General features: G+C 36.5%; 18 protein-coding genes. 7 read left to right on the forward strand and 11 right to left on the reverse strand.

Going from position 1 to position 18,222, the window contains the following annotated elements:
- Nucleotides 1-414 precede the first annotated feature (414 nt).
- The 8 genes from A0125_RS16100 to A0125_RS07210 form a co-directional block, all read right to left on the reverse strand.
- A complete protein-coding gene (locus A0125_RS16100; RefSeq protein WP_231863159.1) occupies nucleotides 415-831 on the reverse strand; it encodes a hypothetical protein in 417 nt (138 codons plus the stop codon).
- 343 nt (nucleotides 832-1,174) lie between these two features.
- Nucleotides 1,175-2,131, reverse strand: coding sequence for a helix-turn-helix transcriptional regulator (locus A0125_RS07180; RefSeq protein ID WP_066754014.1), 957 nt, complete (start codon nucleotides 2,129-2,131; stop codon nucleotides 1,175-1,177).
- Nucleotides 2,132-2,142: 11 nt separating this feature from the next.
- The gene (locus tag A0125_RS07185) at nucleotides 2,143-2,721 is read right to left on the reverse strand and encodes a YdeI/OmpD-associated family protein (RefSeq protein ID WP_066754016.1); all 579 of its coding nucleotides are present in this window, start codon (nucleotides 2,719-2,721) and stop codon (nucleotides 2,143-2,145) included.
- A 9-nt stretch (nucleotides 2,722-2,730) separates the two neighbouring features.
- Complete coding sequence (locus A0125_RS07190; RefSeq protein ID WP_066754017.1) at nucleotides 2,731-3,147, reverse strand: DUF1761 domain-containing protein; 417 nt, start codon at nucleotides 3,145-3,147, stop codon at nucleotides 2,731-2,733.
- A gap of 69 nt (nucleotides 3,148-3,216) precedes the next feature.
- A complete protein-coding gene (locus A0125_RS07195) occupies nucleotides 3,217-3,609 on the reverse strand; it encodes a RidA family protein (protein ID WP_066754018.1) in 393 nt (130 codons plus the stop codon).
- Between the two features lie 415 nt (nucleotides 3,610-4,024).
- On the reverse strand, nucleotides 4,025-4,972 hold the full coding sequence (locus tag A0125_RS07200; protein WP_066754019.1) for a DUF5623 domain-containing protein: 948 nt from the start codon (nucleotides 4,970-4,972) through the stop codon (nucleotides 4,025-4,027).
- A 457-nt stretch (nucleotides 4,973-5,429) separates the two neighbouring features.
- On the reverse strand, nucleotides 5,430-6,104 hold the full coding sequence (locus A0125_RS07205; RefSeq protein WP_066754021.1) for a DUF6904 family protein: 675 nt from the start codon (nucleotides 6,102-6,104) through the stop codon (nucleotides 5,430-5,432).
- Nucleotides 6,105-6,369: 265 nt separating this feature from the next.
- Nucleotides 6,370-7,563, reverse strand: a complete 1,194-nt coding sequence (locus A0125_RS07210) for a TlpA disulfide reductase family protein (protein WP_197464813.1) — start codon at nucleotides 7,561-7,563, stop codon at nucleotides 6,370-6,372.
- 661 nt (nucleotides 7,564-8,224) lie between these two features.
- Here A0125_RS07210 and A0125_RS07215 point away from each other — a divergent pair.
- From A0125_RS07215 to A0125_RS07235, 5 genes are all read left to right on the forward strand, one after another.
- Nucleotides 8,225-10,759 carry an excinuclease ABC subunit UvrA gene (locus tag A0125_RS07215; RefSeq protein ID WP_066754025.1) on the forward strand — a complete coding sequence of 845 codons (2,535 nt, stop codon included), beginning with the start codon at nucleotides 8,225-8,227 and terminating at the stop codon, nucleotides 10,757-10,759.
- 287 nt (nucleotides 10,760-11,046) lie between these two features.
- The gene (locus A0125_RS07220) at nucleotides 11,047-11,859 is read left to right on the forward strand and encodes a GNAT family N-acetyltransferase (RefSeq protein ID WP_066754027.1); all 813 of its coding nucleotides are present in this window, start codon (nucleotides 11,047-11,049) and stop codon (nucleotides 11,857-11,859) included.
- 785 nt (nucleotides 11,860-12,644) lie between these two features.
- The gene (locus A0125_RS07225) at nucleotides 12,645-13,796 is read left to right on the forward strand and encodes a hypothetical protein (RefSeq protein ID WP_066754029.1); all 1,152 of its coding nucleotides are present in this window, start codon (nucleotides 12,645-12,647) and stop codon (nucleotides 13,794-13,796) included.
- A 155-nt stretch (nucleotides 13,797-13,951) separates the two neighbouring features.
- On the forward strand, nucleotides 13,952-14,233 hold the full coding sequence (locus A0125_RS07230) for a transposase (protein WP_066754031.1): 282 nt from the start codon (nucleotides 13,952-13,954) through the stop codon (nucleotides 14,231-14,233).
- A 67-nt stretch (nucleotides 14,234-14,300) separates the two neighbouring features.
- Nucleotides 14,301-15,035 carry an integrase core domain-containing protein gene (locus A0125_RS07235; protein WP_066754037.1) on the forward strand — a complete coding sequence of 245 codons (735 nt, stop codon included), beginning with the start codon at nucleotides 14,301-14,303 and terminating at the stop codon, nucleotides 15,033-15,035.
- 152 nt (nucleotides 15,036-15,187) lie between these two features.
- Here the strand turns inward: A0125_RS07235 and A0125_RS07240 are convergent, their stop codons facing one another.
- The 3 genes from A0125_RS07240 to A0125_RS07250 all read right to left on the reverse strand — a co-directional run bounded on the left by A0125_RS07240 (nucleotide 15,188) and on the right by A0125_RS07250 (nucleotide 16,796).
- On the reverse strand, nucleotides 15,188-15,826 hold the full coding sequence (locus A0125_RS07240; protein WP_066754038.1) for a hypothetical protein: 639 nt from the start codon (nucleotides 15,824-15,826) through the stop codon (nucleotides 15,188-15,190).
- Entirely contained in the window at nucleotides 15,823-16,230 is a 408-nt protein-coding gene (locus A0125_RS16105) for a hypothetical protein (RefSeq protein WP_231863160.1), read from the reverse strand. The genes A0125_RS07240 and A0125_RS16105 overlap by 4 nt, the downstream gene beginning before the upstream one ends.
- 62 nt (nucleotides 16,231-16,292) lie before the next feature.
- Nucleotides 16,293-16,796, reverse strand: coding sequence for a hypothetical protein (locus A0125_RS07250; RefSeq protein ID WP_066754042.1), 504 nt, complete (start codon nucleotides 16,794-16,796; stop codon nucleotides 16,293-16,295).
- A 209-nt stretch (nucleotides 16,797-17,005) separates the two neighbouring features.
- Here A0125_RS07250 and A0125_RS15830 point away from each other — a divergent pair, with 209 nt between their 5' ends.
- Both A0125_RS15830 and A0125_RS07255 read left to right on the forward strand, forming a co-directional pair.
- A complete protein-coding gene (locus tag A0125_RS15830; protein WP_197464814.1) occupies nucleotides 17,006-17,185 on the forward strand; it encodes a hypothetical protein in 180 nt (59 codons plus the stop codon).
- A 37-nt stretch (nucleotides 17,186-17,222) separates the two neighbouring features.
- Nucleotides 17,223-18,221: an AAA family ATPase gene (locus tag A0125_RS07255; protein ID WP_066754045.1), complete on the forward strand. Its 999-nt coding sequence runs from the start codon at nucleotides 17,223-17,225 to the stop codon at nucleotides 18,219-18,221.
- Nucleotide 18,222 lies beyond the last annotated feature (1 nt).

The raw sequence follows: 18,222 nt of genomic DNA on the forward strand, positions 1-18,222 counted from the left end.
TATCCAAATTGTTTAATTCTTTTATTAGGTAGTAACGATGTAGAAATCCAGTAAGAACTACAATCCTTTTATCAGGGTATTGCTTGCTGATTTTGTATATATTATCAGCCATCGTTTTATTCCGAAGATCCCAAAATTTTGACATTAATAGGAATCCATCTCTGTAACTTATATTGGTTCCGTCTGGTTTTACAACATGTCTTTCAGCAAATTCCTTTCTGTTTATTATTATCTTGAACAGTTCATGGTATTGGTAGTGCTGTCTTTTCTCTGCTATGCTGTCCGTTCGAGTGTTATTAAAATTCTCTGGAGACAACGATGCAATACTTATCAAGTCTGAAGTTATACTTTGGAATGATTCATAAATGCTCGCTTCATCTGTTGTCAGCATGTGAGACTTAAACAAACTGTCTATCAATTGTACCGCGAGATTGTCAGTAGGCACCATTCCTTTTTCCTTACGATAGTGATTCCTTCCTTCGAAATCGAAAGGGAATCGTAAAGTTTGTGGTTTTTGTCTACATAGCGATTACTTGCTATAATCTCATTTCCCTTTAGATTTTCAGAAGATGTCTCATAAGCATTCATCCCCTCGCTATCAACTTCATGCAGGATGATGTCGGGTTTTATCTTATTGATAATTTCAAACAGAATCTGAGGATTATAATTAGGAACACTATCGTGTATATTCCCAATAATGTAGATTTCAGATTTCTTTTGGGCCAACCCTATGTTGAATACGAAGGAAAAAATTAATAGCGCTATAGATGTTTTAGCAGACATTTTGAGATTTGGTAGTTTGGTGGAAGTGATTGCACCTAGGTACTTCACATGACATAGTCATTGACTAAAGTAATAAAAATATGTTCATCCATCAACCTTTCCTTTACTATCGAATTTTGCTTCGTTTTGCGCGACAAATATCTAATACGCCATGTTATAATTTTCTAATTTATAGCTACAAATTGTTGGTGAGATTACGGTAAATTTAATGCCAATAACTATTAATGGTTTGTTAAAGAGAAAGCGTTCGATAGATTTATCCTATCGAATGCTTTTTTTGTAAATGTTATTAATAGCTTTCAAGCTATCGAACCACAGTATCTATACCTTCTTTTTCCCGGCTAAGCCCGTTAGCTACGCAGATAATTATAAGTTGTACTAAATTCCCATATTATCTACTAGATGTCAATTTTTTAAACCCATTTCGCACAATTTCTCTAAGCTCATCATTCAGAGCCTCTGGCTCCAAGATATCTGCAATGTCTATAAACCTCAGAAACCAACGTACAAATGCTGTAGGATGCGCCGCACATTTAAAATACATCCTTGCATGGTCAGATGTTATTTCCTCTTTATAAAAACCGTATGTGTCTCTCTCGAATGATAAAAAATGGGAAAATTCTTTATCGGATTCAATAACAATATCTACAGTAGGAACTTCGGCCAATGTAGACCGTAAAATCTGTATTGACTGGTGTTTACGGGTGAAGGGTATATCGGTAATTTTTACCCGCTTAATTCTATCCAATCTGAAGTTTCGATACGCTAAACGTGTGAGACAGAATGCTAATACATACCAAAAACCACGCTCGAAGAATATGCCTACTGGTTCCATTTCACGAGTTTGCTTCGCCATATTGCCAACTTTTAAATAATCAATCTGTAGAATACTTCGCTCTGAAACACTTTCCAGAATAGTATTGATGATAGTTGGTAAATATGAAGTAGCCTTGGTATCAGGCATGATATGTAGCTTATCTTCTAATTCGTCAAACGCTACTTTCTGCTGATATTGAAAAGAACTTTTCACCTTAACTAATAACGAATCAAACTGTTGCCGAATAAAATTTGTTTGATGTTGCTTCATCATCTTTTCGGCCACTAGAAGGCTAAGCATTTCCTCATCTGTAAATCTAGAGGCGTGTATTCTGTAGCCTTCTAAAATACCAAAGGAACCGTTATTGGATAATATCGGAATACCAGCAAGTTCCAAAGACTTAATGTCTCGGTATATGGTTCTTTTACTAGTTCCAAAAATTTGCTGTAGATCTTGTATAGATACAGACGCCCTGGATTGTAGTAAAAAATATAATCGCAAGATGCGATCAAAACGTTTGAGTGTATCCATAATTACCTTGTTTAGCTTCCTAATTTTGGCGGTAAGGTATTGATGCCTAGTGACCGCACGATTTCGGCTATTCGCTTTGCGCGTGTTTTAGAGGTCTTAGCTTTCTGAAGACGCAGCAATATTATTTTTTTTGCAGAGTTACTTAGACTATTGTAATAGGTATACATACATTTTTCGCTGTTGATAGCTGCTTCCAGATCAGATGGAATAACTAGTGCTTCTACATCATCCAGTGAATTCCACGATCCATTTTGTTTCGCTAGCTGTACAGCATCCAGACCAGCCTGAAACATCATTTTACAGTTTATTAAAATTCGTACTTTTTCTTTATTAATCTTAGACCAAGCACTATTGGCTTTACGTTTGCAAAAAAATTGCATATACCTTTCTTCGTCGATCGCCTTTCGTCGGCCATCGATCCAGCCAAAACACAAGGCTTCATCAACAGATTCCTGCCAAGTAAGGTTGTGCTTTTCAGATTCTTTTTTGTAAAAAACTACCCATACTGAGGAAGTGGAAAGATGGTTTTCTAATAACCATTCTCTCCACTCCGCACGGTTGGAAGGTGTATATCCAGTTCCGGGATCCATATCAGTGTATTATCGCATGTATACTAACACAAAGCTAATGATATAAATACCTAATAAGTGGTACGACCCTGTTATTACGCTATAGTGTAACGGATTAGGTATGTTTGGATTTATCGCAATATTGACGGTGTTGGCCACCAAATAACCAATACCGACAATGCTCGCAAATTCAATCGTGCTAAACAGCGAAGATATGTCTAAGACATTAATTAGGATAGCCGTCGTGAACGTGATAATAAATGTACAAATAGCCGGTCCAACAACAAAGATTGGTTTGGGCCTATCAGGGAGCTGCCCTACTTTGCCTAAAGCTTCCTCGTAGGATTTCTTGAAGATCGTGGTAAACCATAAAGCGCCTAATACGAAGTAAATGATAAACGCAAGGGCAATGCTTCCCCAGTTTAAAGTGTTTATATAATTGAACATCTAGTTTGTCTTATAAGGTCATTTCTGATTCAATAGGCAAATATTCATCATACCTGCCTATTGAATTTATTATTTTACAACAGTCGCTTCCAGTTCTATAGTCAATGTAGAAAATAGTGCTTTCACTTCTACCAGCGTCGTAGCCTGCTTTATTTCATACTTTTTAAGAAATTCGCTATAGATATCCATACTGGTTGAAAAGAGCTCATTAATAGATGTGGTGTATACATTCAACCGAACGATGTTTTTCATCTCATAACCTGCTTGCGTGATGAGGTGTTCCAAATTCGCAATGGTTTGCTTGAGCTGGGTCCGCATGTCTTCAGAGCTTGGCTGGCCCTGATGGTCTATAGCCACTTGTCCTGAACAGTATAGTGTTCCAGTTACGTTTTTTACTTCTACTGCCTGAGCCGAATTTGTGTACTCACCCCACTTCCAAGGATCAATAGTGATTTTTTCCATTTTCTTTGCTTTTAAGATTTAAAACAAAGGTCTTCAAAGCTGTGACAGCTGTCTGTCACAATGGAATGAAATAGTATTTAAACAGTTAATGGCTAAGAGTTCAGGTGTAAGTTTTGTAGCTCGTTCAAAGATAAGACCAGCAATAGTATTCAATCGATCAAATAATTACCTTCTGATATATAATTAGTTCTTAGTTCGTTTTGTGAGACAGACTATGGGACTTATGCTAACCTTTATCTACTTTATATCTGTAGGGGCGTTGTTTAAAATTCAGCCGTTAATGATGATATAAAAATTGGAATAGAATAGTTGGCATTAAAGAAGTTTGCTGAATTTTCGGATTGTAAGAAAAAATAAAAGTTGGTTTGCGGATAATATATTGGCCACTCGCCAACTTTTAAATATAAGTTTATATTTAATGATTTAGAAATTTAAAATTCTTCGTATTTCCATTGGTAATAAATTCTCTTAATTCTTCCATTAAAATAGAACTTCGTTGCAAAACATTCCAGCTGTTTAGGATATTGGTGCACCTAATTTCTGTAGATTTATCTCCGGCCCATGGTGCAGACTTATCACTGAAATAAAATTCTTGTTCGTCAATATGTATTACTTTAATATTCGGATCAACTTGCTGCACTTTGCCATTTACGTCTTTCATCCAGATTGGAATATAATCCCTATTAAATAGGATCTCAATACCTTGCTCACAATGCCATTTTCCATAAGGCAGCGTTAGCCGCATCGGGCAAAATTTTTTAGCTTTTGATTGCTTTCTCGCAACTGTTATTTCCTCTCTTTCTACTGTTGAAATGCCGCTGTCTCCATAACACCTTATGAGGTTGTTTATGGTGTCGTGAGAGAGTACAACAGCCGGCTTTCTGTTATAATTCTTAAGATAAATCAGCGTTCCTCGAGATATCTGGCCCTTTACTTCCATTAGTCCTTTAACTTGTCTGTTTAAAGGCCAATTTTCTATAGCCTTTATCGCTACATCTAATTTCTTGTTCAGAACCTGAATGGGAGCGCAGTTATGATAGGCCTCACGAATTAGTATCCGCACATCTTTAACTAATCTTTTCAATTGGCTTTTCTTTCGGTCGGTCGGCCAAGGGTCAGATGGATGGTTGGTATCTCCGTAGTAAATTTGAAAGAAAACTTCATCTGTCAATTCTTCTCTGCTAGTATATTCTAACTGTATCCAATTATCGAGTGTAAATTTAACAGTAGAAATGGCGCGTAATCCTTTTTTATTATACTCCATTGCGCTGTACAATTCTTTCAGCAATTCGCCCAATCGCTGATGAACTTTTATAGGCGCTTTTGCGTTCGGTCTTTTTGACCCAGATGGACTTCCCAACATACTATAAGGCAATGTTAAGGGATTTGGTAATATACCGACTCTCTCAGGTGTATTTTTTTTGGTTTAGGAAGTGTCGCAGAATTGTTTAATAAGTTTTTGTAATTGGAATAGCCAGATTCCATTGAAGATAAATCTAAGGCTAGGTGATAGGGTATTCCCTTCTCCTTTTTAATTCTCTTAGCGTTACGCTTAATGTGCCGCGCAATGCTAGCATTTGTTTTATGAGTCATCGTTCCTCCAAACTCCCAAAGAAAAACGTCACTTGTCTACCGCTCTCCGTAACGAGAAATTGGGTTACGAATCATTCTAATAGGGCGTTGCCGATACAGCTTTGCTAAGACAAGTGGCAAGCTTACGCTAAAAGCTCAAACCAAATATCACTAAAAAGTTTGGAAAATCAAATTTTTGGTTTGTGAAACAAATTATAATTCCCAGATATAGCATGTGAAGTACATACCTACCATTTTATATCGTAATTAATATGATCGTCTTGCAATTCGAGGTCATCAATATCGCACAAGTGTGTATTTTTATCTTTAATAAGTTGTTGCCTATAATAGTCATATTCCGGTGTTCCTGCTACTGCTATGCGTAACAATTCAGGTATCTTTCGAAATGAAGATTTACCAGGCTTTAACATAAAATATTCCGCATTTGCAGACCTCATGCACATGTAAAAATGTTCGCACTCGTCTGATAAATTACTTGATATGAATGGTATTAGATTAGTAGATCCTGAGGCATCGTATTCTCTCATTGCCCTTTCTAGCCAATACTCCAGTTTAAGTATTTGAGCTAGATCATATTTACTGCATACCGCAAATCGCATATTGTATCGGAGAGCATGTATGACGAAAATAAAATGTATCCATGAGCACTGAAAACCATAATGTGTAACCTGCTCGTACGAGTAATCCCCAGCTTCCCTTGTTAATCGGTTTTTTTGATATGCTTTTCTTAATTCATAAGAAAAACTGCTGATAATCTTGTCTCTGGAATCAAAGCCTTTTCTATCATAAAATTTATCATTACTAAAATACTGGGATATGGTGCCATATAAATCGTGTAGATCATCCTGTGTTCCCCATACTTCAACACCCAAACCTCTTTTAGTATGTATTAAATAAATCACAACACTTCAAGTTTATCTATTTGGTTTTATTACCAATTTATAAGTTACAAATAAAAAACATCTAAATTACTTCGTTTTGTGAGACAGACAAAATTCTTCTGGCGTGTATAGGAGGTCTAATTTATTAGATTTAATCTGCAGATACAGTAGCGTTATGAATAAATTATTTCTCAACGCCACTAATTCACTTTCATCTTTTGAAATAGATAGCAAAAAGGCTGAACATCAGAACTGTGATATTTACCATTTCGAAATCCAATTAACATTAAATGTTTTCAAAATAGTTGGTTAATAGGTCTCGTAAGTTATCAACAGATATAGAGTACGTAATAATTTTTCCTTCCTCATCAAATACAAAGATATCTCCTCCAGAATTTTGCATTTTGTACTTTCTCCAAATACGATGCTTATCATTCAATTCGACAAGGTTACTCCAAGGGTATCCGTCGCTATTCGCGGCGACGATCGCATCCCTTAATGAACGTTCTCTTGCCACGCCGACAACAGATAGTCCCTTTTCGCGAAAATCATTATACAGCGTAATTAGCTCAATACCTTTTTTTCTACAAGGTAGGCACCAAGAACCCCAGAAGTGAACAATAGTTATCTTCCCGTTTATGAATTGGGAAAGAAGATGCTCTCGTCCCGCGAAATCTACCGCTTCAAAATCTATAAACATTTCTCCTTTCGCTATTTCCTCATCAGCAATTAAGGACGTTTCCATATTTTTATACAAGTAATTATTAGATAAAACTATGTATTGCTTATCAAATAGTGATTTAAGCTTCGAAAAATCGATATTTATACCTGATCTATGCTTGCCATTCAGAAGATTAAAGAGGTTGGAAAGCTTGAGTAATCCTATTAAATCATTCCTACTCTGAACCTCCTCATACATGTGGGTTAAATAATAAGAATACATCTCCTCATAGGCTTGCTCCAAAGTGTCTAAATATGCTATCCTATTTAGTAAAAACCTTTCATTATCCGGAGAATCTGCCTCGGTACTCTTACGCAAACTATCTATTAATATTTCTGTTGCGCGTATTGAATCTTCCAATTTCCAAAATGGAAATTTTTCATCGACCACCTGGTTGTATCTGTCCAGTTCCTCATTAGAGGGCGTACCTTTAAGCTTATTTTTGCGATGGAAATTCATAGGGTACAGCTCCATCAACAAAACACCTGGTTCTGCGAGAAAGGAGATAGGCTTTGCAGCTCCATTCTCGAACTCGTCTGAGAACACTAATTCATACCATTCAATGTCTTGCGCTTCCATTTCAAAGGAGAAGGAACCATCAGCTATCTTAATAGTTTGTATCGGGAACCTTTCGTCTTCACCTGATCTGATAAGTATCAACTCGGTGCTATATGGCCTATCATATACCGTTCCGACAACCTGGCAAACATCAAGTGTGGGGTTTGTAAGACAATAACTTGGAAGGACAAAGATTATCATTGTCACAAAAAGTAGTGATAATACTTTTATTGAATCATTATTTGGCATAAAGTTAACAAACTGATGTACACAAATTGTTAGTCAGTCTAAACTACATAAATCTATTCATATTTACGCTGACAAGAGGGATATTGATATTATTCGTTTTTTGAGACAGATTTGAAAAGGACAGATGAACCAACCTATTTGACTATTGCACAAAAAAAAGCGCGCATATTTGACTGAGTCGATTTGCAAGTCTAAGTTTTGATTCAGATACTTACGATAGGAGATACTATTTTCATAAAAACGTTTGATATACTAATTTATGAAGCATAGAATTGTGAAACAACATTTTGAGACAGTACATTATATGGTATATCGACTATTGATGAATCTATTCTTTTTGTCGCAAAAAACGACCATTTTGTTAATAGAAAAATAACCTTCGAAACCGAGATCCTACTAGCAGGCTTAACATAGTAATAGGCCTTTACAATTTTTTAATTGTCCATAGACCTGAATCTTTATAAAAGTCTGTTTGTAAGGTGGGTTTGTCTTTTAAACAGCATGAATTAAAGTGTTGGAGCAGTTTTTGGGGACATATTGTTAATCACGTAATTGATTAATTCTGCTTTAAGATCTGTTGGATCTTAAAATTTGCTATCTATTACTGGATAGTATGAAATCTAATTCGATGAAGAAAGAAACACTGGATGCTGGTAAGTATGTTATTGTAAAAGGGGCACGTACCCATAATTTAAAAAACATAGATATAAGAATTCCAAGAAATGTAATGGTTGTATTTACGGGCGTATCAGGCTCTGGAAAATCTTCGCTAGCCTTCGGAACTTTATATGCAGAAGCGCAAAGACGGTATTTAGAGTCCATATCGCCTTATGCTAGAAGACTGATCAATCAAATGGCAGTACCGCAGGTGGAACAGATTGATGGATTGCCTCCAGCCATAGCGCTACAGCAAAATCGCGGCGGTGGAAACATTAGATCGTCTGTGGGAAGCTTAACTACCTTATCGAGTCTACTAAGGCTATTGTACTCCAGAGGCGGAGATTATCCCGAAGGACAGCAAATAATCTATGCCGATGGATTTTCATCTAACAATCCTGCTGGAGCTTGCCCTTACTGTCAAGGTATTGGTAGGATATTCGATGTATCTGAAAAGCTCATGGTTCCCGACGACTCACTTACTATACGAGAGAAGGCGATCGCCGCATGGCCAAATGGTTGGAATGGTAAAAATCAAAGAGAGATATTAACAAGCCTAGGCTATGATGTAGATGTACCGTGGAAAGAATTGCCCGAAGAAACTAGGCGATGGATTTTATATACAGATGATCAGCCCGAAGCTCCAGTGTATAGAAATATGGATCGCTTTCAGGTAAAAGAAGCTATCGCAAAGAATTTGAGGCCGAATTATGTTGGCACATTTACCAGCGTGAAAAGACATTTGCTGCACACATTGAAAAATTCACCAAGTGCAGCTATGAAAAAGAGGGCAGAAGCGTTCATGATGAACACGGAATGTCCTAAGTGTAATGGTAAAAAACTCAAAAGCGAGTCTTTATCGGTAACATTTGATGGTCTTGATATTGTAGAAATGTCTAGACTATCTATAAAAAAGTTAAATGCGATTTTTTTAAAATATACTAAGGTTGAAGATTCCAACCCCGCAAGTAGGAATGACGATACCGTGGTGAGGAGAATTGCAGAGGATGTCATATCCAGACTGGAGATCATTATAGATCTTGGGCTAGGGCATTTGACTTTAGAGCGAAGTACACCCACATTATCGGCAGGAGAGCTTCAGCGCATACGCTTAGCCACGCAGGTTAGATCCAATTTATTTGGAGTTACTTATGTACTCGATGAACCTTCTGCAGGACTACATCCATCCGATACGCAAGCTCTCTTACGAGCGTTGGATCGGTTGAAGTCGGCAGGCAATTCCGTGTTTGTTGTAGAGCATGAGGTGGATGTTATACGTCATGCGCAGTGGATTGTCGACGTTGGACCTTTAGCTGGTGAACAGGGCGGCAATATCGTTTATAGCGGATTACCAGATGGCATCAGAAATGTAGAAGCATCGGTAACCGGGAAGTATTTATATCGTGAATCAGCTTTAAAACAGGAAACTAGGGCACCAAGAGGTTGGATAAAATTATCTAACATCAAAAAAAATAACCTCACCGGTCTAAATGCTCAATTTCCATTAGGAGTGTTCGTTAGTGTGACCGGAGTTTCAGGGTCAGGCAAGAGCACCTTAGTAAGTCATGCACTGACCCAGTTGGTGTCGGATTTTCTTGGTACTTCTTCGATAAAGGATGATTCAGAGGCAGAGTCAGATGATTTATTGAACACCGAACCTACAGATAGTGCATCTGGACAATTAGAGGTCATCGATGGAAAGGTAAGCAGATTGATCATTGTAGATCAAAAACCGATTGGACGTACGCCAAGATCTAACTTAGCAACCTATACCGGTCTGTTCGATCATATACGATCTTTGTTCGCTAATACTGCGGTAGCAAAACAGAAAAAGTATCCGGCAGCTCAATTTTCATTTAACGTGCCAGGCGGCAGATGCGAGAATTGTAAAGGAGAGGGGTCAGTGATGGTCGAGATGCTATTTTTACCCAGTGTCTATTCTCCCTGCCCAGTATGTAATGGATTAAGATACAGACAGGAGATTTTGGATATCAAGTACAATCGCAAAAATATAGCCCAAGTGCTATCAATGACGGTAGATGAGGCCTTTAATTTTTTCTCGGATATATCAACATTGTCAAGCTCGCTGGATACCATAAGAAAAGTGGGGCTGGGATACCTGAGGCTGGGTCAACCAGCTACCGAACTTTCAGGAGGTGAAGCACAGCGGCTAAAACTCTCGACAGAATTGCAACGAGTAGGTAAACGAGATACTTTATATGTCTTAGACGAACCAACCACTGGGTTACATCCTGCAGACGTGGAGAAACTTCTGCTGCAACTGAATAAATTAGTAGATGCTGGAAATACTGTTATCTCTATCGAGCACGATATGGAAGTATTGGCTCAAAGTGACTGGATAATTGATATCGGTCCTGGCGCAGGTCCAGATGGTGGTAAAATAGTTGCAGAAGGAAAGCCTACTGAAATAATAGATGTGGAAGACAGTATAACTAGTTACTACATGAGGAAGAGTTTGGATATATCATAGCGTTTGACCTCATTTACTCCAACTATAGACTATATTGCTCAGCGATCATTTTGGATTGATGGAAGCTTTTAAATGATTGGTTATTTAAGAACCATAGGCATTTTTTTATAGATAGATTCTTGAGGTTATTTCACGGTTTAAAAACAAAAACCTTAATAACATTTAGTCAAAAGACTCATTATTTTGCAGAAATTAAAAACACAATACTATTTTTTAAAACCATGTTTCGCATCCATTGTTGTTCGAGTAATCTCATGGTACAAACACCAGCATTAGTTTGATTTTTTATGAGCATACAATTAGAGCCCATTGCATTACAAGACCTGAGTCAAGTCTCTGTACTTCAGCCGGATGGTTGGGAAGCCATATCTGACAATTTTATTCAGCATATCAACAACGATTATACACACCCTATTAAGGCTTCTTTCGATACGAAGATCGTAGGGTTGGGTAATTTAGTGATGTTGAGGGGGTCTGCCTGGATCACTCACGTGATCGTACAACCAGATTATCAGGGTGAGGGTATTGGCAGCAGAATCGTGGATGAGCTTATTAATATGGCCGAGCGAGCCAACATTCCATCTATTGCGCTCATGGCTTCCGAAATGGGTGAACCAATCTATAGAAAAGCAGGATTTCGTGCGGTGAGCGAGTACATAGAGTTTTCACAAGGTAAAACTCTGACTCCTGTGGACAAGTTAAACGACGACATTTTATCTTACTCGCCGGAATACAAAAACCAGATTTTAGATTTAGATCAACGAATTACTGGAGAAGATAGAGAGTATCTGCTATTGCCGTTCCTTGAACAGGCCATGGTCTACGTGAATAATGATATCGTAGAAGGTTATCACTTACCATTTCTTGGAGAGGGGCCAGTCTACGCGGTCAATGAAAAAGCTGGACACGCGCTTATGGAATTGCACTATGTTTTCAAAGAGAAAGTAGTGGTTCCCTCAGAGAGCACTTCGGCCATTGCCTACTTGGAGCAACAAGGATTTCAGCGCGTAGGAATAAATGGCAAGCGCATGGTGTGGGGACGGGATTTGGAATGGCATCCGGAAAATATCTACAGCCGAATTAACGGAGCGTTCGGCTAATCTTACCGTTCGATTAAACTTTGCCAAATCATTTCAAAACATTGGGGTCATATCCGAAACTGTTTCAAAAGAACACTTGAAGAGTATATTTATTAAAAGAAACTGTTTAGAATTTCAATAATTCATGGAGGGGTGACCGCGGTTTGTGAGCGATCATTGTCAAAATTGATATGCTATGTTTTTTTCGCGCTCCCAATTCTTTTTAATTGCCTAATGTGGATATTACATCTTTCCGCTAAAAGTTCTTAAGTCCAGCCATTACATTTACATATGTCCCGAATCCCTCCTCCTAATTGTTTTAAATATTGCAGATCCCGCTGGGATCATATTTCGAGTACAAAATCGATGTCTAATGATGATTGAAGAAACTTTTTAAAAAGAGACTCACCGAAAAGCTCACCTTGTTTTTTTGCTGCAAATGCTTTTGTACAAAAATAGGAATGAAAACTCCAAACCAATCATTTTTCTTAATATATTCTTCACGTAAATTCATCACAATAAGAAATATATTATATATTAGTACATGTTACTAACCAAATAACGACAAAGCATATTAAAAATTAGTAGGATTATAATACTTTAATTTTGTTGTGATAAAATTCAATTTTCTGCTACTAAAAAATAGAGTAAACGGCAAGAATAGATTTATAAACAGATGAATAATAATAGTATCGCTTAGTGAAAAGTAATATAAATTGCTTGGACTGTGTACAGTAATTCATAGCATTTAATTAAATATCCAGAATAACTAAGAATCTAACCACTTATTAGTGTAATATAAAAAAATGGGAAAAACGGTTTATATTCTCGGAGCAGGGTTTTCAATGGAGTTTGGCGCGCCTTCTCAAGCAAACCTTTTAAAAGCGATTTACGATCTCAAGAATCACTCAAATTATTCTAAACTAAAGAAAAGAAAAGTAAATATGTGGATCGAAGAACTCGATAAATTCATTGTAACTTCGCTAAAAGTTTCAGAAGAAGAAAAAATACATTATCCATTAGAAGACATTTACACCCCAATTGATAAATCAATTGTAGAGGGTTGCTCTTTTAAAGATTATGATATTTATAAGCTATTCACCCTCAGAAATACTCTCAACAACCTCGTAATGCTAGCCTTAAAAAATGAAATCGATAAGGCTGTTGGAAAAGAAGCACTTTTAGAAAAATTCTCACAGTTTATAATTAACCAATGTAAATCGCGGCTCCTAAATGAAAGTGAAGATAGAGTTAGCATAATTACTACAAACTGGGATATTATCCTAGATAACAGCTTGCATAGAACAATAAATAAAGACCCTATCCCCAAGGGACATAAGTTTTCGGGAGTACTAGATTATTGTTGCTACATAAGCTCTTTAGATGAAAGAGATCATAAAGTCAAGCCCGGTTTATATGCTATCGGTAAAGGGAGATATAATGTGAAATTGCTAAAATTGCATGGTTCTCTCAATTGGTCACAATGTCCAAAATGTTCGCGACTATACGTAAAGCTTTATCAGAGATTTAACGGGGCATATATTTTCAAAAAGTATTATTGTAGACATTGCGAAAAAAACTATAATCTAAATAAGTGTTACACAAATAAACTATTCACAAATTTAATCACTCCTACATTTCTTAAAAATTTAAATAATATTCAAAATAAGCTAGTTTGGCAGAATGCAGGGATCGAACTATCTGAAGCAGAAAAGATAGTATTCGTAGGTTATTCGCTACCCCAAGCAGATTTTGAGTTTAAACAATTAATGTCTAGAATGCTAAGAAAAGATGTTAATATTGAAGTTTATCTAACAGCACAAGATAATTACTTAAAGCTTAATGGTGCAATTGATTATGGAAAAGCTGGCTATCGTTATAGAAACTTTTTTAGCGGGAGAAATATAAAAATGTATTTCGGTGGGACTCTAGAATTTATAAATAATTTGAGTTTGTAGATTATACGATCGGTTAATAATGAAAAGATTTTTTTAAATTAAACCATTTGAATAGAAGTAACCATATGAGAATATATTCGAATGTTATGAAGTCTAGGTAGCATTACGTGTTTTTCAAACCAAATAGCAATATTAAGTTTAGTTTGTTAAAAACTATGAAAAAGAGCAAATTTTCAGAGCATCAGATTGTCAATATTCTTAAAGAATACGAATCCGGTAAAGCCACTAAAGATATCTGTCGGGAGCACGGCCTGTCAGCACCAACCATTTATCAATGGAAGCAGAAGTATGGAGGTATGGACGCGCAACACCTAAAAGAGCTAAAGGCACTGCAGGAAGAAAATTCACGACTGAGACGTATGTTTGCCGATTTAAGCCTTGATAACCGAATTCTAAAAGATAATATTGAAAAAAGCTTTAAAGCTTTGCGAACTTAAAGAGATGGTGGGGTCTGTAGTGACTAAGTAAGGGATCAGTATCCATAGAGCTTGTAAAATTGTCTGCATGAGCCGTAGTTTGTACTATTATAACCACGCGAAAGATGATGAGCAAGTGGTTGCTAAACTCATGGATCTAGCAGGCAACTATCCAACTAGAGGCAATGAAACCTATTATGGAAAAATTAGAGTTGAGGGTTTGGTGTGGAAAAGAAAACGGGTTCTAAAAGTCTACAGAGAGATCAATCTTAAGCTGCGTAGTAAGCGGAAAAGTCGAATTCCATCTAGAATTAATGATAAGCTAATAGTTCCGAAAAGAATTAAAAGGACTTGGTCAATCGATTTAATGAGTGATTCATTTTCTAACGGCCGCAGTTTTCGAGTACCAAATGTGATGGATGATTATAACAGAGAGTCTCTGATAAATGAAGCTTTCTATTCGCTTCCGAGTGTTAGGTTGGTTCAGAAATTGAAAGAATTAATCTTTTCTAGGCCTAAGCCTAGGCGTATCAGAACCGATAATGGGCGAGAGTTTCTGTCTAAGGTTTTTGTTAATTTTTGTAATGAGAATGACATTGAGCTACAATATATACAACTTGGTAAGCCCTCACAGAATGCTTATATTGAGAGACTAAACCGGACGTTTAGAGAGGATGTGTTGGACGCTTACTTGTTTGGATCACTGCCAGAAGTCAATGCTATTTCTTACGAATGGCAGATTGATTACAACAGTAATTACCCTCACAAATCATTAAATGGATTAAGTCCGTGGTTATATATGAAGGAATCTTTGAAAACGTAAAGAACGTTTTTATATTTATTCACTGTTTGAAAAAGGGTAAGGCTTCAGTATCAATGTATCTAGTAGAACCTTATTAATTTTGTTAGCAAATTATCTTAGGGCTATTTATTAATATTGTGCCATGAGAGATTCTAATATTTAAAACAAACAACTTATCTCTCAGTGCTAGATGGAAATTCAAGATCAAAAAGAATTTTAAATCGTTTAAGGATCATCAGTAAGGTGATGATGAATTCACAGATTAAAAATATTGAAAGAAAATGAGAAGCATAGAAATACGCGAAAGTTATACCATCTATGATTTTTGACTCAGGCAAAACTATATCAGAATCAAACTTAATGACCTGCGTTGACATGGTACTTAAAATCGCTCCCGCAGACAAAACTACACTGAAGATCACTTGAGAAAATACTTCCCTGATAAGGGCAACTTTCTTCTTCGCTTTATCTATGTGGGCCACCGGATCTGACGGCAACGCATGCAGTTGTTCATTCTCTTTCCTTCCAAGATCAAAAAGCAGAACAAGTAAGCTTAATAGTAGACCAATAAATATTGACAAGGAAGTAATGAGTATATTGATAATATCCTTATCAAAGCTTATGTTGAAAATGCCTATCAGAATACCGGAAAATAATCCAGGAATACCTAAAAAAAGAACAATGTCCGTAAATGGTATGACCTTCCTATGCTCGTTTACCAGAATATTGTTGTCATAGAACGAGTTTACATGCTCTGAAATTATCGGCCTGATATTGACTCTGTTAAAAACTGATCTTAAAAACCGTTTCATAGGGTTATGTTAGGAAGTATTTCTTGCCTCGTTATATTTTGTGACTGAGATTTTATACTATCATACACTGGATGCTTTGTCAGGATATCAATTTCAACATCATCGGTAATATCGTAATAGGTGCCGAGATCTGTAGGCTTTTTCATATTGAGCACTCGCTTTTTTCCACCCAGAAATACCTCCGCGCTTAAATCTTGATATTCAAAATTCTCTAATGGAAAGATTTCCATTAAGGTGGTATCTTTCTCTTTGAAGCTCTTGAGAGTATTTTTGAAAAAGGAAAAGCCATTTTTCTTAGCTTGTACAGATAGGCTGACTTCGAATTCCTCTCCTTTTTCCATATTGAGAAAAGAGTCTTCGTAGTCAGCAGGTAACCCATGGCGTTTAAATGTCAGCCTTTTCACAATACACTCATCTATTATCTTGTCATATAATGCTGGGACAGATAACTGAGTTATAAAACATCTTATATCTGGATTCTTTTGTTCCAAATATTTACGAAACGATTCTTCGAAAAGCTCTTTAAAACCGTACTGTTTGAAGCTCTGGGCAACGAAGAGTATGCCAGAAGAGTCTGATTCTGGCTGACATAGAGAGAAAAAAAATGAGTTGATGTATATTGATCGGTTTTAATAGTTGCGATCTGAGAAGCTTTTTTGCTCCTACCACTAGTTTGAAGTTCATCTATATATCGCTCTTCGCTACTTACGCCCCTTCGAAATAGGCCATTAAGAGTGTTATTGGTGTAGTCTGGATCAAGTTGATGGATATAAAGCATTCGCTCGTTGTTCCCGGAAACGTAAGGTGTATCAAAGAACGTAATCATTTCCTGCATCTTCTTTTCAAAGCTGATATTCCCCAACACATCATTCACTTTTAGTAATTCTTTGTCTGAGGTTCCTTTTTCCTTAAAGCGGATTACATAAATATTTAAGTTTACACTTGCTTTTTGTTCTAATTCGTTTTGCATTGGAGATTGGTTAGATTTTGACTAAAAATATTTTATTTTCTGAACATTTCCTAATTATAGGATCGAAGTAATAGCATAAAACTTAATTATCATTGACTCAAATCTTATCTTAAAGATGACCAAGGAACTTGTTGAAATGCTTGTTAGCCTAGACGATCCTATTGGTATCGGACTACAAAAGATGCTAATTAAAATATGAACTTATCATCATGAAAGCCTTGAAAACATCACGCCAGCGGGAAGTATTTCTTGAAAAAATCTGCTATAAACGGACGCAAATTTTAGTTTTTTATACAATTTCACAGTATTCTGACTTACAAAATGACAAAATGGGAAACTCAGGTTTTATGGGTATATTTGGCGTTGATATAAAGCTTGTTTATATTTAAGAATTGTTATAATTATCACTCAATAAAATATTATTATATGAACCAGGACTTGATGATCAGATTGTTCCGTTCCATAGATGGAGAACCAAAGGATGATATTGTCAAAGTCGCCCAGTTCATTATTGATGATGAACGTAAGAAGGGACATTCCAAATTAGCTGAACGTCTTAAAAATATACTCGATAAAAATATTAGTTCTCACCAGTCATTTAAAGGTGAACTTAAAAATATTCTAGGTAGCAACATAAGTATCCCTACTGACAAAAGAAATAATATTCCGCTAGCCACAGAGGTAGCTAGAGATCAACTTAGATATGAGATGGTGTTATCACCAGAAGTTGAGCAAAAGATCAAGCGAATAGAAAATGAATATGTAGCGCGTGAACGTTTGGCTCATTTTGGCTTAAAGCCTCGTAAACGAATCTTGTTGCACGGATCTCCGGGCTGTGGGAAAAGTATGAGTGCTGAGCGTATTGCGTGGAATATCGGTCTTCCTTTTCTTAAAGTAAAGTTTGAAGCGATTATCTCATCTTATCTCGGAGAATCGGCCGCAAATTTGAAGTCACTATTCGAAGCAATCAAAAACTATCCATGCGTGTTGCTATTAGATGAGTTTGACTTTATTGCTAAAGCTCGGGATAATAAACAGGATGTTGGGGAGATGCACCGTGTGGTAAATATTCTGTTGAATGTATTGGAAGATTACGACGCACCAGGAATAATAATTGCGACAACTAACTTAGAAGGATCAATAGATAGAGCGCTGTTTAGAAGATTTGATGACATCATTGAAATGCCGAAGCCGGGTAAATTGGAAATTGCCGATATATTGAAATCTACACTAGGATCCATTAATGTTTCTAAAGAAGTGAAATGGGAAAATCTAGCGGAAAAGATGCAAGGATTCTCCGCCGCGTTGATCGTTAAGATTGCTAATGATGCAGCAAAACTTGCTGTAATTAAAGGTAAAGATCTTATTGAACTCCGATATTTTGAGGAATCACTAAACGAAAATCAATTATACATAAAGTCTTAAG

This window comes from Sphingobacterium populi (assembly GCF_001586775.1).
GTDB classification, from domain to species: domain Bacteria; phylum Bacteroidota; class Bacteroidia; order Sphingobacteriales; family Sphingobacteriaceae; genus Sphingobacterium; species Sphingobacterium populi.

Bases quoted from the DNA above. Each gene is read 5' to 3' on its own strand.
- A0125_RS07215 (WP_066754025.1), top strand. From the start codon at position 8,225: ATGAAATCTAATTCGATGAAGAAAGAAACACTGGATGCTGGTAAGTAT.
- A0125_RS07185 (WP_066754016.1), bottom strand. From the start codon at position 2,721: ATGGATCCCGGAACTGGATATACACCTTCCAACCGTGCGGAGTGGAGA.
- A0125_RS07225 (WP_066754029.1), top strand. From the start codon at position 12,645: ATGGGAAAAACGGTTTATATTCTCGGAGCAGGGTTTTCAATGGAGTTT.
- A0125_RS07250 (WP_066754042.1), bottom strand. From the start codon at position 16,796: ATGCAAAACGAATTAGAACAAAAAGCAAGTGTAAACTTAAATATTTAT.
- A0125_RS15830 (WP_197464814.1), top strand. From the start codon at position 17,006: ATGAAAGCCTTGAAAACATCACGCCAGCGGGAAGTATTTCTTGAAAAA.
- A0125_RS07190 (WP_066754017.1), bottom strand. From the start codon at position 3,147: ATGTTCAATTATATAAACACTTTAAACTGGGGAAGCATTGCCCTTGCG.
- A0125_RS07180 (WP_066754014.1), bottom strand. From the start codon at position 2,131: ATGGATACACTCAAACGTTTTGATCGCATCTTGCGATTATATTTTTTA.
- A0125_RS07255 (WP_066754045.1), top strand. From the start codon at position 17,223: ATGAACCAGGACTTGATGATCAGATTGTTCCGTTCCATAGATGGAGAA.
- A0125_RS07230 (WP_066754031.1), top strand. From the start codon at position 13,952: ATGAAAAAGAGCAAATTTTCAGAGCATCAGATTGTCAATATTCTTAAA.
- A0125_RS07195 (WP_066754018.1), bottom strand. From the start codon at position 3,609: ATGGAAAAAATCACTATTGATCCTTGGAAGTGGGGTGAGTACACAAAT.
- A0125_RS07210 (WP_197464813.1), bottom strand. From the start codon at position 7,563: ATGATAATCTTTGTCCTTCCAAGTTATTGTCTTACAAACCCCACACTT.
- A0125_RS07235 (WP_066754037.1), top strand. From the start codon at position 14,301: ATGAGCCGTAGTTTGTACTATTATAACCACGCGAAAGATGATGAGCAA.
- A0125_RS07220 (WP_066754027.1), top strand. From the start codon at position 11,047: ATGAGCATACAATTAGAGCCCATTGCATTACAAGACCTGAGTCAAGTC.
- A0125_RS07240 (WP_066754038.1), bottom strand. From the start codon at position 15,826: ATGAAACGGTTTTTAAGATCAGTTTTTAACAGAGTCAATATCAGGCCG.
- A0125_RS07200 (WP_066754019.1), bottom strand. From the start codon at position 4,972: ATGTTGGGAAGTCCATCTGGGTCAAAAAGACCGAACGCAAAAGCGCCT.